Below are 16,279 nucleotides of genomic sequence, written 5' to 3'. Positions count from 1 at the left end.
AAAAACCAAAACACATATTTTTACGTTTATACCTATAGAAACAAATATATAACAATGAAAAAAACAATTATTTTAATAGTATTAGCGCTTTCTTTTCAGATGTCTTTTGCGCAACAAAACTTAAACGATTTATTGGCAGCAGGTATTAATGATGCACAGCAGTTTGCCGGACAATATGTATTGCCAGCAACAGATGGATTGGCTTATGGGATTAGTTCTGGATGGTTTAATAATGCTAAATCACCAGAAAAGTATGGTTTTGAATTCTCAATTATAGGAAATGCTTCTTTTATAAAGGACGAAAACAAAGCATTTGATTTAAATGTGTCAGATTACGAAAACATAAGATTTTCAGATAATAGTGCCTCAAAAACTGTAGCAACAGCTTTAGGACATAATGATCCAGAAATAAATGTTATTGTAACCTATAGCGATCCTATTTTTGGTAATCAAGAGGTAGAGTTAACTTTGCCGACAGGCGTAGGATCTGCTAATGTAAATTTAATTCCGACTGCTTTTTTACAAGGAAGCTTTTCTGTATTTAAGGGCACACAAATAAAAGCTAGATATTTTCCAAAAGTAGAAACAGACGATACTAAAATAGGATTGTACGGTGTTGGTCTTCAGCAAGAATTTACAGCTTGGTTACCAGAAGGGACTAGTTTTCCGCTTTCAGTTTCGGGTTTGGTGGCATACACACATTTAGATGCTAATTATGATTTTACAAAAACAGATGTCGTTGATGGCGAGAATCAACAAGTGCAAACCAATGTCAATAGTTTGTTATTTCAATTAATTGCTGGGACTAATTACGATGTTTTTAATGTTTACGGAGCGATAGGATATTTAAGTGCAACATCAGAAACAGATTTATTAGGGACTTACAGAGTCTCAAACGGTATTTTGTTTTCAGAAGAAATTGTAGATCCATTCTCTGTAAAATCAGACACAAGTGGTGTTACAGCTACGCTTGGCGCGAATTTAAAATTGGGCGTTTTTGGTTTAAACGCCTCTTATACACTAGCAGATTTTGACACAGCATCATTAGGAATAAATTTGATGTTCTAGATTTATAATTTTCTTAATAAAAAGTAATTTTAAAATGTTAATTTTGTAAGAAGTAAAAAACATACACAATTAATTTTAAATAGTAAATAAGATATGAAAGTAACAGTAGTTGGAGCAGGAGCAGTAGGAGCAAGTTGTGCAGAATATATTGCAATTAAAGACTTTGCATCAGAAGTAGTTTTATTAGATATTAAAGAAGGTTTTGCTGAAGGTAAAGCAATGGATTTAATGCAAACTGCATCATTAAACGGTTTTGATACAAAAATTACAGGAGTAACTAACGATTATACTAAAACAGCAGGAAGTGATGTTTGTGTGATTACTTCAGGTATTCCAAGAAAACCAGGAATGACTCGTGAAGAGTTAATTGGTATTAATGCAGGAATTGTAAAAACAGTGTCTTCTAACTTAATCAAAAATTCTCCAAACACTATTATTATAGTTGTAAGTAACCCTATGGATACTATGACTTATTTAGTGCATAAAACAACAGGATTACCAAAAGAAAGAATTATTGGTATGGGTGGAGCTTTAGACTCTGCACGTTTCAAATACAGATTAGCAGAAGCTTTAGGAGCACCTATTAGCGATGTTGACGGAATGGTAATTGGTGGACACTCTGATAAAGGAATGGTGCCATTAATTAATAAAGCAGCTAGAAATAGTGTAAAAGTTTCTGAGTTTTTATCAGAAGAAAGAATGGAGCAAGTAGTACAAGATACTAAAGTAGGTGGTGCAACACTTACAGGTTTATTAGGTACATCTGCATGGTATGCGCCAGGAGCAGCAGTATCTGCAATGGTTCAAGCAATTGCTTGTGATACTAAAAAAATCTTCCCATGTTCTGCTTTATTAAGTGGTGAGTTTGGTTTAAGTGATTTATCAATTGGTGTACCTTGTGTATTAGGTGCAAAAGGAATTGAGAAAATTGTAGAGATTAGCTTAAGTGATGCTGAAAAAGCAAAATTAGCTGAGTCTGCAGAAGGTGTTAAAAAAACTAACGCATTATTAGAGCTATAATAAGTATCTAATATTTATATAAATTAAAAGACTGTCTGTAAAGGCAGTCTTTTTTTTGTTTAAAGTAGTATTATTTAATAATCCAAATGCAAAATAATATGCATTTGAACTATTACTTTTTATTTTCTGTTTTAAGTTTGAGATATAAATCCTACTTTTACGTTCTAAGAAATTAGTATTTAAATAAAAAGCTAATATTGTAGCTTTCTATTTATTGTTGTAAAATTGTTGTGGCAAGGTATTTGTCATTAATGAGGCAAACAACATAACCGTAATTAATCATAACAAATTTTACAAAATGAAAAAATTAGTATTCTTATTAGTAGCGACTTTTAGTTTATCTATGGTTGCTCAAGAAAAATTGACCGAAGGTGTAATCGATTCTAAAATGACTATGTCTAGTGATAATGAGCAAATGAAGGCTCAATTCGAAATGATTGGAGATATCGCTATTAAAACATATTTTAAAGGAGATAAAACAAGATCTGAAACTAATAACCCAATGTCTGGTGAGTCTGTTTCAATAATTGATACACAAGCTAAAAAGATGTTAACGTTACTTAATAACCCAATGATGGGTAAGAAGTACTCAGAGACAGAAATCGAAGCTAATCCTGATACATCAGGAATTACTATTACAAAAGGAGAGGGGACTAAAACTATTTTAGGATACACTTGTAATGAGTATAATGTAGCTATGGACCAACAAGGGGTTACTATGACTATGGATATTTATACTACTGAAGCTATTGAAGCTTCAAACCAACAAACAGTTGAGTTTGGAGAGGACTTTAAAGGGTTTCCATTATTAATGACCATTAATGTTAATCAGTCAGGAATGCAAATGAAAATGACTTATGAAGTTACAGGAGTTAATAAAGAATCTGTATCAGATGATAAGTTTGATATGACACCTCCAGAAGGATATGAGAAAATGGAAGGAATGTAATAGCTCCTTTTAAAACAAATACAAAAAAAGAGCAGCGTAATAGCTGCTCTTTTTTTGCGTTATAACTTTATTTAATTGCTTAAAAACTATAGTAATATCACCTTATTTTCTATATTTGAGGCATGAAGTCTAAATGGTACTTTGGTATTGTAATCACTGCACTTGCATTTTTTGTTGTTTGTCAACAAGAAATGACTGTGCCTAATCAGCAAATTGTATTTCAATTTACTGATAACCAAACCACTGTTTCTCAAACAGAAACTACTATTGCTGTTGTAAAACGCCAACTTAAAAGTATTGGTGTAAAAAACACATCAATTATTGAGCAAAACGGAACACTAAAAATCACGTATTATAGTGATGCCACTGTTGCTAGTGTAAAAGCTATTTTACTAAAAGAGAAGTTAATCAAACTTGTTGGACAAGATAAACCGTCTGATAATCCGCAAAGTCAGAATTACAACTTTGATGTTTTTGAAATTAAAACTACAACCCAGTCCGGTACAGGTTTTGATGGTAAATATTTTGTCGAAGCAAAACAAGAATATACTAGAGCCTCTCAGGTTACGGTATCTTTTTCTGCCATATCAGAAAACATTATACAATTAAATCAACCTATTGTGGTTGGTGAAAAAGTAAATACTAATATCTCTATTAGTATAGATAAGGGGACCTTCAATATACCAGAAGGCAGAGCGGGACCAACTGCTTAATATTTTTCAATAACATCATATTACCTTATAGACTTCAAAACATCGCGTTATTGGAGTCATAAACAATTCATTTTAAACCATTAAAAATAATTGTCAAATTTACGTGCATACCATATATTTGCGCGATCAAAAAAATTGACTAAATAAACAAAACCATGCAAAATAAAGGATTAGTAAAATTATTTGCAGTATTGTTTGGGTTGGTAAGTATTTACCAACTGTCTTTCACATTTAAAAATAATGCGATTGAAAACAGTGCAGCACAAGTGGCCGAAAGTAAGATTGACGCCTCAGCAACAGACCGTAACAACCTAGTAAGCGAGTATGCGGCTAAGTATTTAGATACGTTAGCAGCTTCAAAAGAAAGCGTTTTCTTGGGTAACACTTATGAGGACGTTAAGCAAAACTCAATGAAGTTAGGTCTTGACCTTAAAGGTGGTTTAGAAGCAATATTACAAATCTCAGTTAGAGATTTATTAGTAGGATTATCAAACGATAGTAAGGATCCTACATTCAGAAAAGCATTAGACGATGCAGACGAAATCCAAAAAGATAGTCAAAACACCTACTTAGAAGATTTCTTTACAGCATTTGAAGATATTGACGGAGATAAAAAATTAGCATCTCCAGATATCTTTGCTAACAGATCTTTAGTAGGAGAAATTGACTTAAATATGTCTAATAGTGATGCGCAAGCAGTTTTAGAAACAAAAGTTGACGAGTCAATCGTTTCTGCTTTTGAAGTATTACGTAAGCGTATTGATGAGTTTGGTGTAACGTCTCCAAACATCCAACGTTTAGGTAACTCTGGGCGTGTATTATTAGAATTACCAGGTGTTAAAGATGTGGCACGTGCTACAGATTTAATTACTCAAACAGCACAGTTAGAGTTTTGGGAAGGTTTAAAAGGAGAGCAATTTAGCCAGTTTTTATTATCTGCAAACGATTTATTAAAAACTAAATTAAACGCTTCTACTAAGACGGACGCTACTGCAGACGCAGAAGAAAAAGAAATGACTGAAGAGGAAAAAGCAATTGCTGCTCTTACAGGAGAACAAGACGAAACTATTAATGAAGTTAACCCATTATTAGACCTAATTGCAGGACCTGGTTTTGGTGCAACTTTAGCACAATTTAATATTGCAGATAGAGAAAAAGTAGCTAACTACTTAGCAATGCCAGAAGTTAGAGCGTTACTACCAGCAGATTTAAGGTACACTAAATTCTTATTTGGTAAGCCAGTAGAAGATAGCGAATTAGTAGACCTATATGTATTAAAAGGTAACAGAGATAACGAGCCACCATTAAATGGAGCAGTAGTTACAGATGCACGTCAATCTTACAACCAAGCTAACAAGGTTGTTGTAAGTATGCAAATGAACAGTAAAGGAGCAAAAATCTGGGAGCAATTAACAGGAGATGCTTTTAAAACGCAAAGTCAAATTGCAGTTGTTTTAGATAAAACAGTATACTCTGCACCAACATCATCTTCTGGACCAATAGCAGGAGGAAGTACAGAGATTTCAGGAAGCTTTAAATTAAGCGAAGCTACGGATTTAGCAAATGTGTTACGTGCAGGTAAATTACCGGCAACTGCAGAGATTATTCAAAGTAGTGTAGTAGGACCATCTTTAGGTCAAGAAGCTATTGATAGTGGTACAATGTCTTTTGGTATTGCATTAGCATTAGTTTTAATATGGATGGCATTTTACTACGGTAAAGCAGGTTTATTTGCAGACATTGCAATGTTATTTAACATCTTATTAATCTTTGGTGTATTATCAGGTATTGGAGCAGTATTAACGTTACCTGGTATTGCAGGTATTGTATTAACAATTGGTATGTCTGTGGATGCAAACGTACTTATCTTTGAGCGTATCAGGGAAGAGTTGTCCAAAGGTAAAGATCAAAAAGCTGCCATCCAAGATGGATTTAGTAATGCATTATCTTCAATTTTAGATGCCAACATTACAACAGGTTTAACAGCATTAATCTTATTTATATTTGGTACGGGTCCAATTAAAGGATTTGCAACTACTTTATTAATAGGTATTGGTACATCATTATTTACTGCAATTTTTATTACTAGATTATTAGTAGACTGGTATGCAGAAAAAGGTGGAAAATTAGACTTCTCAACAGGTTTAACTAAAAACTTATTTAGAAACATTAATATAGAGTTTCTTAAAAAACGTAAAGTTGCTTACATGATTTCTGCAGTAGCATTAGTTATAAGTTTAGGATCTTTATTCATGAATGGTTTAGATCAAGGTATTGATTTTGTTGGAGGACGTACAACGCAGGTTAGATTTGCAGAGCCAGTAAGTGCAGCAGAAATAGAAGGTATTTTAGCTTCTCAAGATGTTTTTGGAAGTGCTACAGTAAAAACTGTTGGTGACGAGAATAACTTAAAAATATCTACTAAATATAAAATTAACGAAACAGCTAACGAAGTTGACGAAGAAGTAAGAGTTAAAATGTTTGATGCATTACAACCTTATTTAACAGGTGTTTCTTTCCAAGATTTTAAAGACCTATCTAAAGCTAATAAGCAAGTAGGTATTATGGATCAATATAAAGTAAGTCCATCAATTGCAGATGATATTAAGCAAGCGTCTTTCTGGGCAGTCTTAGGATCTTTAGTTGTAGTGTTCTTATATATCTTATTCCGTTTCAAGAGATGGCAATTCTCACTTGGTGCAGTAGCAGCAGTATTCCATGATGTTATCATCGTATTAGGAGTATTCTCTTTAACATACAAGTTTATGCCATTCTCAATGGAAATCGACCAAGCATTTATAGCAGCAATCCTTACAGTAATTGGATACTCATTAAATGATACGGTAGTAGTATTTGATAGAATTCGTGAATTTTTTAACGAGCATACAGAGTGGGCATTTGATAAAGTAATTGATACCTCATTAAGTAGTACTTTAAGTCGTACGTTAAATACATCTTTAACTACTTTAGTAGTATTATTAGCAATCTTTATTTTTGGTGGAGACTCAATTAGAGGATTTATGTTTGCCTTAATTATTGGTGTAGTAGTAGGTACATACTCATCTTTATTTATAGCAACGCCAATCATGTTTGACTTTGTTAAAAAAGGAAATGCAGCAGATGCATTAAAAAAGAAAGAAGTAGTAGTTGACGAAACAGTAGTGAAGTAGTCATAAACTAAACAGTATAAAAAAAGCCTTTCTATTAATTTAGAAAGGCTTTTTTGTTTTGTGTCATTGCGAGTAGAGTTAAGCAATCTTTTTAAATCAATCCATATGATTTTTTAGGGCGTTACCCACTTTTGCTTTTAGTTGCAAAAGTGCGTCAGGCTTTCCGTTACAATCTTTTTGCTCGTGCCTCACAAAAAGGATTTCCACATCAATCCTTAACGCGGGCTAATTAGCTTAAGTCGTTTTTTTCTATCCAATGTTTAGTAAATGACCAAAGTGGATTTTTAAAAGACTCCTTAAAAAAGCCAAAATGACCAATAGTATTGGTATTTATATCTTTAGGGATAATATGCTGCCTAGTTACATTAGCTTTGCTAAATCTATTAGTTAGCCAGTCTACACTGGCTTTAGAAGCAAACGCGTCTTCAGGAAAGCTTATAGATACAACGTCGCAAGTAATGTTTTTAAACTGTAAATCGTTGGTGTTATATTCCGAAAGGAAATACTCAGGATGTAGTCCCCATTTTCTCCATTGATAGACCACTTGTTTTGGGATGTTTTCAAAAAGACCTAAATGTTTAGCAGGAAAATAACCATATAAAGGCGTTAGAACAGGTATTAATACATGCCAAAATGTATACATTTTAAAACGTGAAAAACCATTAAATAATTTCCAATAGCCACTTTGAGAGCAAACCATAATAATGGAATCTGCTAACTTAATGTTTGGATTTAATCCAATAAGTTGCCCACCAATACTATGTGTAACAAGTGTTAAGTTGTGTGCTGTATTTTCTTTTTTTGCAAAAGCTAAAACCTTGCTTTGGTCAATAGCCCAATCATTAAGGTTACACGTGTTTTCTTTTAAATTATTGGCATCAGAGTCTCCAATGCCTGAATAATCAAAAGTGTAAATAGTATACCCTAATACCGCAAAATGTAAAGCAAATTTTGAATAATATCTTTGTAAAACACCTGTTGCGGATGATATAACAATGCTTTTGTTATTAGATAATTTTGGTTTAAATTTTGAAACCGAAATACATCTGTTTAAGCCAGTTTGTATTTTAAAAGTTTCAATAGACATAAAGTGAATTTACTTTTCTAAGATGTACTCAAAATAGTCCATTTTATCACCAACATCAAGTAATAGCTTTTGCGCCATTCCTGCGTTAAGTTCTAAAACAAATTGTGCTGGCGTGTTAGACGGTAAACCGCTTTCGTCCATTGGTTTTGCGTTTTCTTGAAAACTAACAATACGTTTGTTGTGGTCAAAGAAGATTAAATCTAAAGGCATACGTGTGTTTTTCATGTAAAAAGAACGTTGTCTTACTTCTGGAAACACAAATAACATCCCTTGGTTATCCTTCATGCTGTCACGGTACATTAAACCGGTTTGTATCTCGTAATCCGTTTTTGCTACCTCAATATTAAAGACTTTAATTATTGTGTCTGTAGTGCCTTTAAAAAGGGTTAGTTCTCCTTCTTTTTTAAATTCTATTTTAACAGGTGTAATTGCTTTGTCTTCTTTGCAAGATGTAAAGCTAAACGCGATAAGCACAATTAAAATAAGAGTATAAGGTTTTAAAAATAGTTTCATTATTTGATAACAGTTTTTGGTTTGTAAATAAACATAAAATAAAGACCAATTAAAATAAAAGGAATACTTAACCATTGTCCAGTGTTAAGTCCAAACCAATTAATAAATTCGTCTCCTTGTGGTTCTTTAACATATTCGACAAAAAATCTAACACTCCAAAGTAGTATTAAAAAGAACCCGAATAAAAATCCAGTTTGATCTTTTTTGGTTGTTTTAGTATAAACAAACCATAAAATTAAGAATACAAAAATATAGCAAAACGACTCATATAATTGTGCAGCATGTCTATAAGGTACAGCGTTTAATAGCTCGACCATATTTGGATTATCAGTTATAGAAGCATAGGCTTTTTTAACGTCTTCAATACCTGTTTTTTGTACAATTTCATATTTATTATAAAAGTTTTGTACAAATCTAACGCCTAAATCAGAGTCGGTTACTTTTCCAATAATCTCTGAGTTTATAAAATTACCTAATCTTATAAAAATAGCTCCAGAAGCTACAGGTATAACAATACGGTCTAAAATCCACATTAAAGATTTGTAGTTGTATTTTTTGCGGTACAAGTACATCCCGACAATAATACCTATTGCTGCTCCGTGACTTGCTAATCCTTGAAAGCCTTGAAACTCAAATCCACCTTTAAATTTAAACGGTAAAAAGACACTAAAAAAGTCTTGAGTAAATAATTCAGGTTGATAAAATATAACATGTCCTAAACGTGCACCAAGCATGGTTGCTAAAACGGTGTATATAAATAAAGGATCTAAAAATTCTAGATTTATTTTTTCGCGTTTAAAAATACGTTTCATTATGGCGTGCCCGATAACAAATGCTGCTATCCACATTAAGCTATAAAAGTGTATTTTAAAATTACCTATTATGTCGATTCCTGTTAAAGGATTCCAATCAAATTTAAGTATGTACATAGTTTGTTTTTTGGAGTTGTAAATATAGTATTTATGCTGTATTTATCAGAATTACTTTGCAAAGGTTTAGCAATAAATTAATGTTATTACTAAATCTTGTCGCATAGGCGTTAGGGATGGAAGTGGCATCCTTTTTTATTTTTCTTAAAAAAGATATAACGGACAGCCTGTTAAAACGCCCAAATAATTAGGGTACTGGGTCGTAACCGCTACCGCCCCAAGGATGACAGCTAAAAATGCGTTTAATGCTTAATTTTAATCCTTTAAGTAATCCGTGTTTTTGTAAGGCTTCTTTTGTGTAACTTGAACAGGTAGGTTGGTATCTGCAAGTTGCGGGTGTAAATGGAGAGATGAGGTTTTGATAAACCTTAATTAAAAAGAGGAATGGTGCGATTATTATTTTTTTCATAATAAAAAAGTCCTTTCTTGAAGAAAGGACTTGGGTAATTTATTTAGTTTGTAGAAAAGGTTGTGCCTTCTCTACCATCGTTAAGTTGTATTCCTGCTTCCGCTAGCTCGTCTCTGATTTGATCGGATAAAGCAAAGTCTTTATTGATCCTAGCTTCTTGACGTAATTTGATTAATAGTTGTACGGCTCCTGCTAATTTATCTGTTCCAGTTCCGGCTGCTGCTTTGTCATTTTTTAATCCTAGAATATCAAATACAAAAGCATTTATTGTTGCTTTAAAAGTTTCTAAATCTTGCGCTGAAATTGTCTCAGTTCCTTCTTTTATTTGATTGATGTATTTAACACCTTCAAATAAGTTTGCAATTGCAATTGGTGTGTTAAAATCATCATTCATGGCATCGTAACATTTTTGCTTCCAAGCGTCAATGTTTAATGTAGATGTTTTTGATGTTTTTAAATGGTCTAGTTGGCTTACGCCTTCCATCAAACGATTGTACCCTTTTTCACTGGCTAATAACCCGTCATCAGTAAGGTCTAAAATACTACGGTATGATGATTGTGCTACAAAAAACCTGATAACACTTGGTGTATAGGCTTTACTAAAAAAGGCATTATTACCGGATAATAACTCGTCAGGATTTACAGTATTACCCGTAGATTTAGACATGCGTTGTCCGTTAAGCTCTAGCATGTTGGCGTGCATCCAATAGTTTACTGGAGATTTTCCTAGTGCTGCTTGATTTTGAGCGATTTCGCACTCGTGATGCGGGAATTTTAAGTCCATTCCGCCACCATGGATATCAAAATGATCCCCAAGATATTTAGTACTCATAGCAGTACATTCTAAATGCCATCCAGGAAAACCGTCACTCCAAGGAGATGGCCAACGCATGATGTGCGTAGGTTCGGCTTTTTTCCAAAGGGCAAAATCTTGTGGATTTTTCTTGTCCGATTGCCCGTCTAGTGCTCTAGTGTTATGTATTAAATCTTCTAACTTACGTTTACTTAAAATGCCGTAATTGTTAGTTTCGTTATATTTATGTACATCAAAATAGACAGAGCCATTAACCTCGTAACCAAAACCATTGTCAATAATGGTTTTAATTAACTCTATCTGCTCAATAATATGACCGGTTGCAGTAGGCTCTATGCTTGGTGGTAAAAAATTAAATGTATTTAATATGTTATGGAAATCTACTGTGTAACGTTGTACAACTTCCATAGGTTCAATCTCTTCTAACCTTGCCTTTTTAGTAATTTTATCTTCGCCAGCATCCGCATCATTTTCTAAATGTCCAGCATCGGTGATATTTCTAACATAGCGGACTTTGTATCCAAGATGTTTAAGATATCTAAAGATCACATCAAAGGACATAAAGGTCCTAACGTTTCCTAAATGGACGTTACTGTAAACGGTTGGTCCACAAACATACATGCCAATATAACCCTCGTTAATAGATTTAAAGTTGTCTTTTTCTCCTGATAAAGAGTTGTATATTTTTATATTTTGATGTTTGTAAAGTTCCATTGCTGTTTACTAAAATTTTGTCTCTAGTTTAATATATTCTAAGAATTCGTGTCTAGTAGATTTCTTTTTAAATTGCCCTCCAAATTCTGAAGTTACTGTGCTGCTTTCAATATCTCTAATTCCTCTAGAGTTTACACATAAATGTTTTGCATCTATAACACAAGCAACATCATCCGTACCTAAAGCTTTTTGTAATTCTTTTACAATTTGTATTGTTAAACGCTCTTGTACTTGTGGGCGTTTTGCGTAGTAATCTACAATACGATTCATTTTAGAAAGTCCAACTACAGTTCCGTTAGAGATGTAAGCAACATGTGCGCGTCCTACTATTGGAAGTAAATGATGCTCGCAAGTAGAGTAAACGGTTATGTTTTTTTCTACTAGCATTTCTCCGTATTGATATTTGTTGTCAAAAGTCGATGCTTTTGGTTTTTTATCTGGGTGTAACCCTCCAAAAATCTCGTTAACAAACATTTTTGCAACACGGTTAGGTGTACCTTTTAAACTGTCGTCAGTTAAGTCTAAACCTAAAGTCTCTAATATTTTAGTGACATCTTTTTTTATGCTCTCAATTTTATCAGCATCTGATAAGTCAAAAGCATCGGCTCTTAATGGAGTATCGTGATTTGTGCCAATATGGTTTTCGCCAATAGCATCGTTGTCGTCTATATTGTTTTCAATCTTCATTTAAATAAAGTCTGTAAAATGGTGTTTAAAATAGTTTGCAAAGATAAACAATAAATAAATTTGATTGAGGGTAGGGTTTTGTTAAATGTACTTGTTATATGTATAAGTGTAAAAAAAAAGTTAATTAGATAACGGTATTAACATATTGTTTATTAAAATTTTCTTAATTTTCGAATCTAATTTTATCCTAAAAAAACCATGAGACTTAGAGTTTTCTATACCCTATTATTTGGCTTATTGTTGTTTTCTCAACAAAGTGAGGCACAAACTGAAAAAAAAGCAAAAACACAATTAGTTAAATACAACAAAAATGTTGAGGCACCTTTAACAGCATCAGAGATGGCTATGCTTAAAGAAGTGTATCAAGATAAGCTACAAACGTATGTGTTAAGTTACCCTCAGCGTATTAAAGATTTTAAGCATTTACTTAGAAATAGAGTATCTATTGAGAAAATAACAAGTTTAGTTGGTAATACTGCAAAGTATAAGTTGCTAAGTGAGGTTGGTCTTTTTAATAATTATAATAAAAACCTTGTAGCTGATGCATCTTATGATGCTTCAACTTTTAATGTGTTAAAATATAACCTTCAGTTTTTTGGAGTAGGTTCTAGCATATATAGAATTGATAACACGGAGTACTTCATAATTATCAAATCGCAAACCTTTAGAAAATAATTTATTAGTTAGATTACACTGACTATTATATCATAAACATATACCAATGAAAAAGTTTTTAGTAGCTCTTATATTATTAAATTCATTTATCGCTTTCTCTCAAGATGTATTAATGCAAACTGCTACCGTTAATCAATGTGGTGGTGTATTTTACGATTCGGGAGGGCCATCAGCTAATTATGGTGATAACGAAAGTTTTATTTTAACTATTTGTCCAGATTCTCCTGGTAATCTTGTGCAGTTAGATTTTACTGCTTTTAGTACAGGGCTGAATACGGATGTCATGACTATTTTTAATGGAGATGATGTTTCTGCTCCAGCATTTGGAACCTTCTCAGGAGGAGGAGGAGGCGCTAGTCCAGGTTTTGTTACGGCTACCCCAGAAAATACATCGGGATGTTTAACTATTCAATTTGTTTCTGATGGGGCACCAAACGCATCGGGTTGGGCAGCAACAATTTCTTGTTTTGAACCTTGTCAAACAATAGTTTCTCAAATTGATACAGCAACACCAGCTCCAAATGGCGATGGTTATATTAGAGTTTGTCCTGATGAGCCTATTACTTTAGACGGAAGCGCAACATTTTCAGTAGATGGTACTGGGGCTAGTTATGAGTGGGATTTAGGTGATGGTAATTTTATTGCTGGACAATCGGCAACATTTTCTTATAGCACTCCAGGTGTTTATATTGTCAATTTGAATGTTACTGATACTAATACTAGTGCTGATCCTGACGGTTGTGCTAATACCAATTTAATTAATCAAGTAATACAAGTTGGTACAGCTCCAGATTTTACAGGAACTGATGCAGTGGATAGTGTTATTTGTTTTGGAGACTCTACAACTTTAAATGGCGTTGTAAATCCAGTACAATTTATTAATGACTGTACACCACCAGTAAGTGGTACAACATTTTTGCCAGATGGTAGTGGGGCGTCGTATCAAACAGCTATTACAGTGGATTGTTATGAGTCATCATTAACCTTAACCGATATTAACCAAATAACAAGTATTTGTGTTAATATGGAGCATTCTTTTTCTGGAGATTTAGATATTTTTATTACAGGACCTTCAGGTTTACAAGCGCAGTTGTTTGATCAAGCAGGTGGTGGTACTTATTTTGGAGGTGCTAATGATGATGGAACAAATACTCCGGGTGTTGGAGAAGAATACTGTTTTTCTATGTCTGCTGCGGTTTTGTTAGGTGATGCTCCAACGGTAACAGCAGGATCAAATCCACCTGGTAACTCATGGTTAACAGGAACATATTTACCTGTCGAAAGTTTTAACTCTTTGTTAGGTAGTCCATTAAATGGTGATTGGACCATTCGTGTGGTTGATAATTTATCTGTTGATAATGGGTATATTTTTTCTTGGAGTATAGAATTTGATCCGGCATTACAACCGCCAGAATTATCGTTTACACCAACAACGGTGACAGAAGGATGGGATGCAGATTCTTCAATTACTGCGACTACAGGTAATGATATAACGGTACAGCCAGCAACAGCGGGTACACACTGTTATACTTATAGAACTACGGATGATTTTGGTTGTGAATATACTGAAGTTGTTTGTATCGATGTTTTACCAGAAATAGATAATGATTTACCAAATGATTTGTTTTTATGTAATCCAGGTGCTGCACCATATGTTTTTGATTTGACTCAAAACGATGCTGTTATGACTGCTTCATCTACTATAGCTGGTGATTTAAACATCACTTATTACGAAAGTCTAGCGGATGCAACAAGTGGTACAGGAGCGATTGCAACACCAAATAGTTATAGTTCTACTGCTGTGTTAGGAGTGCCTCAATCTATTTATGTTAGAATAGAATATTTAACATCAGGTTGTTTTGAAACGGAAACATTTACTTTAAATATAACGACTCAACCAACAATTAATCCTGCGCCAGACATGGTTACTTGTGATGATCCATCAAATGATGGATTTGCACCTTTTGATTTAGAAAGTCAAAATCCATTTATTTTAGGGACACAATCTTCTGCTAACTTTATTGTTACTTATTATTTAAGTTTTGCAGATGCAGACGCGGGAATAGCAAGTACTGCTTTAGTTAGTGATTATACCAATACCGTAAATCCACAACCTATTTATGTTAGAGTCCAAGTGGCTGGTGATGCTGCATGTTATATTGCGTCTCCAACACCTGTTTTTGACCTAATTGTAACTGCAAATGATGATTCCTCTTTTACAGTAACGCCAAATTGTTCCGGTGGAACTATTGGTACTGTTGCCACAACAGGTGGAACATTTACTCTAAATCCTGATTTAGGAGATGGTGCAACAATAAATGCAGCTACAGGAGAAGTTACTAATGGACTTAGTGGTGTTAGTTATACAATACAATACACGACAGCAGGTGTATGTCCGTCTTCTACAGATCAAGTTTTACTTGTTCAGACTACTGACGATGCCTCATTTACAATGTTACCAACATGTGATGGAGGTACAGTAGATACAGTAGCTACGCCAGGTGGTACATTTACTTTTAATCCAATACCTACAGATGGAGCTGTTATTGATGCAGCTACCGGAACAATTACTGCCGGTACATCGGGTACAACATATACTGTTGAATATACTACAGGAGGAAGTTGTCCGGAAAGTAGTACTCAAGATGTAACCGTTTTTGCTTCGGAAGATGCAACATTCTCTGTTATTGAAAATTGTGATGGAGCAACAATGAATATAATTGGAGACACTGGAGGTGTATTTGCTTTTAATCCATCAGTTTCTGATGGTGCAGTTATAGATGTAGCAACAGGAGAGGTTACTTCAGGAGTTTCAGGAACAACTTATACTGTTCAGTACACGACGTCAGGACCTTGTCCAGATGATAGTTTCCAAAATGTAACGGTTTTAAATCAAGATGATCCAGGATTTACTGTGTTAGCGGATTGTAATGGAGGTACAGTGGACTCTGTAGTTACATCTGGCGGGACTTATTCATTTAACCCTGCGGTTTCAGATTCAGCTGTTATAGATGTGAATACCGGAACGGTAACTTCTGCAACACCAGGAGCAAGTTATACTATAGAGTATACCACAGCTGGTGCTTGTACAGGGACTAGCACTCAGGTGCTGAATGTACTTTCGGCAGATGACTCTTCATTTACATATACTCCTACTTGTGATGGTGCAATAGCGACTATTACAGGATTAACAGGAGGTGCTTTTACTTTTAATTCACCACCAGCAGCAGGAGATACTGTTGTTTTAGACGCGGCTTCCGGATTAATTACTGGAGGTATTTCTAATACAACTTATAGTATTGATTATTCAACTAATGGAGCTTGTCCTACAACGACTAATGTTGCAGTAACGGTTTATCCAGAACCTGTAGCGGTAACTCCAACCCCCTTAATTGTTTGTGATAATGGTACGCCTGATGGTTTAACTTCAATTGATTTAAGTCTTAAAAACAACGAAATAAGTGGTGGTAACCCTGCATACGCAGTAAGTTATTATTTAACACAAGCGGAAGCAGATTCAGGGACTAATGC

The 16,279-nt window shown here is 34.0% G+C and carries 13 protein-coding genes; 7 read left to right on the top strand and 6 right to left on the bottom strand.

Going from position 1 to position 16,279, the window contains the following annotated elements:
* The first annotated feature begins 54 nt into the window (after nucleotides 1-54).
* The 5 genes from BMZ09_RS12665 to secDF all read left to right on the top strand — a co-directional run bounded on the left by BMZ09_RS12665 (nucleotide 55) and on the right by secDF (nucleotide 6,920).
* Nucleotides 55-1,068 carry a DUF6588 family protein gene (locus BMZ09_RS12665; RefSeq protein WP_090841194.1) on the top strand — a complete coding sequence of 338 codons (1,014 nt, stop codon included), beginning with the start codon at nucleotides 55-57 and terminating at the stop codon, nucleotides 1,066-1,068.
* A 93-nt stretch (nucleotides 1,069-1,161) separates the two neighbouring features.
* Nucleotides 1,162-2,088, top strand: coding sequence for a malate dehydrogenase (locus tag BMZ09_RS12660; RefSeq protein ID WP_090841192.1), 927 nt, complete (start codon nucleotides 1,162-1,164; stop codon nucleotides 2,086-2,088).
* A gap of 298 nt (nucleotides 2,089-2,386) precedes the next feature.
* Nucleotides 2,387-3,037 (top strand): DUF4412 domain-containing protein, encoded by a 651-nt coding sequence (locus BMZ09_RS12655; RefSeq protein WP_090841190.1) that lies wholly within the window; start codon nucleotides 2,387-2,389, stop codon nucleotides 3,035-3,037.
* Between the two features lie 122 nt (nucleotides 3,038-3,159).
* Nucleotides 3,160-3,750 (top strand): hypothetical protein, encoded by a 591-nt coding sequence (locus BMZ09_RS12650; protein WP_090841188.1) that lies wholly within the window; start codon nucleotides 3,160-3,162, stop codon nucleotides 3,748-3,750.
* A gap of 155 nt (nucleotides 3,751-3,905) precedes the next feature.
* Nucleotides 3,906-6,920, top strand: coding sequence for a protein translocase subunit SecDF (gene secDF / locus BMZ09_RS12645; protein ID WP_090841186.1), 3,015 nt, complete (start codon nucleotides 3,906-3,908; stop codon nucleotides 6,918-6,920).
* A gap of 229 nt (nucleotides 6,921-7,149) precedes the next feature.
* Here secDF and BMZ09_RS12640 read toward each other — a convergent pair whose 3' ends face one another.
* From BMZ09_RS12640 to folE, 6 genes are all read right to left on the bottom strand, one after another.
* Nucleotides 7,150-8,007: an alpha/beta hydrolase family protein gene (locus BMZ09_RS12640; protein WP_090841184.1), complete on the bottom strand. Its 858-nt coding sequence runs from the start codon at nucleotides 8,005-8,007 to the stop codon at nucleotides 7,150-7,152.
* Nucleotides 8,008-8,016: 9 nt separating this feature from the next.
* Nucleotides 8,017-8,520: a DUF192 domain-containing protein gene (locus BMZ09_RS12635; RefSeq protein ID WP_090841182.1), complete on the bottom strand. Its 504-nt coding sequence runs from the start codon at nucleotides 8,518-8,520 to the stop codon at nucleotides 8,017-8,019.
* Nucleotides 8,520-9,449, bottom strand: coding sequence for a prolipoprotein diacylglyceryl transferase (gene lgt, locus BMZ09_RS12630; protein WP_090841179.1), 930 nt, complete (start codon nucleotides 9,447-9,449; stop codon nucleotides 8,520-8,522). The genes BMZ09_RS12635 and lgt overlap by 1 nt, the downstream gene beginning before the upstream one ends.
* Nucleotides 9,450-9,636: 187 nt before the next feature.
* Nucleotides 9,637-9,858, bottom strand: coding sequence for a membrane protein insertion efficiency factor YidD (gene yidD, locus BMZ09_RS12625; RefSeq protein ID WP_090841177.1), 222 nt, complete (start codon nucleotides 9,856-9,858; stop codon nucleotides 9,637-9,639).
* A gap of 43 nt (nucleotides 9,859-9,901) precedes the next feature.
* Nucleotides 9,902-11,386, bottom strand: a complete 1,485-nt coding sequence (gene cysS / locus BMZ09_RS12620; RefSeq protein ID WP_090841175.1) for a cysteine--tRNA ligase — start codon at nucleotides 11,384-11,386, stop codon at nucleotides 9,902-9,904.
* Nucleotides 11,387-11,395: 9 nt separating this feature from the next.
* Nucleotides 11,396-12,073, bottom strand: coding sequence for a GTP cyclohydrolase I FolE (gene folE, locus BMZ09_RS12615; protein ID WP_090841173.1), 678 nt, complete (start codon nucleotides 12,071-12,073; stop codon nucleotides 11,396-11,398).
* Between the two features lie 198 nt (nucleotides 12,074-12,271).
* On the opposite strand from folE, the gene BMZ09_RS12610 reads away from it, so the two are divergent.
* Together BMZ09_RS12610 and BMZ09_RS16365 are read left to right on the top strand one after the other, a co-directional pair.
* Entirely contained in the window at nucleotides 12,272-12,748 is a 477-nt protein-coding gene (locus BMZ09_RS12610; RefSeq protein ID WP_090841171.1) for a hypothetical protein, read from the top strand.
* Nucleotides 12,749-12,794: 46 nt separating this feature from the next.
* Nucleotides 12,795-16,279 (top strand): PKD domain-containing protein (locus tag BMZ09_RS16365; RefSeq protein ID WP_245741149.1); only part of this gene is annotated, 3,485 nt, incomplete at its 3' end.

This window comes from Olleya namhaensis (assembly GCF_900114005.1).
GTDB classification, from domain to species: domain Bacteria; phylum Bacteroidota; class Bacteroidia; order Flavobacteriales; family Flavobacteriaceae; genus Olleya; species Olleya namhaensis.
This window is presented reverse-complemented; position numbering and strand designations above follow the sequence as displayed.

What these genes read in the sequence shown, in the direction of transcription:
- BMZ09_RS12665 (WP_090841194.1), top strand. Translation starts at nt 55, where the DNA reads ATGAAAAAAACAATTATTTTAATAGTATTAGCGCTTTCTTTTCAGATG.
- BMZ09_RS12660 (WP_090841192.1), top strand. Translation starts at nt 1,162, where the DNA reads ATGAAAGTAACAGTAGTTGGAGCAGGAGCAGTAGGAGCAAGTTGTGCA.
- BMZ09_RS12655 (WP_090841190.1), top strand. Translation starts at nt 2,387, where the DNA reads ATGAAAAAATTAGTATTCTTATTAGTAGCGACTTTTAGTTTATCTATG.
- BMZ09_RS12650 (WP_090841188.1), top strand. Translation starts at nt 3,160, where the DNA reads ATGAAGTCTAAATGGTACTTTGGTATTGTAATCACTGCACTTGCATTT.
- secDF (WP_090841186.1), top strand. Translation starts at nt 3,906, where the DNA reads ATGCAAAATAAAGGATTAGTAAAATTATTTGCAGTATTGTTTGGGTTG.
- BMZ09_RS12640 (WP_090841184.1), bottom strand. Translation starts at nt 8,007, where the DNA reads ATGTCTATTGAAACTTTTAAAATACAAACTGGCTTAAACAGATGTATT.
- BMZ09_RS12635 (WP_090841182.1), bottom strand. Translation starts at nt 8,520, where the DNA reads ATGAAACTATTTTTAAAACCTTATACTCTTATTTTAATTGTGCTTATC.
- lgt (WP_090841179.1), bottom strand. Translation starts at nt 9,449, where the DNA reads ATGTACATACTTAAATTTGATTGGAATCCTTTAACAGGAATCGACATA.
- yidD (WP_090841177.1), bottom strand. Translation starts at nt 9,858, where the DNA reads ATGAAAAAAATAATAATCGCACCATTCCTCTTTTTAATTAAGGTTTAT.
- cysS (WP_090841175.1), bottom strand. Translation starts at nt 11,386, where the DNA reads ATGGAACTTTACAAACATCAAAATATAAAAATATACAACTCTTTATCA.
- folE (WP_090841173.1), bottom strand. Translation starts at nt 12,073, where the DNA reads ATGAAGATTGAAAACAATATAGACGACAACGATGCTATTGGCGAAAAC.
- BMZ09_RS12610 (WP_090841171.1), top strand. Translation starts at nt 12,272, where the DNA reads ATGAGACTTAGAGTTTTCTATACCCTATTATTTGGCTTATTGTTGTTT.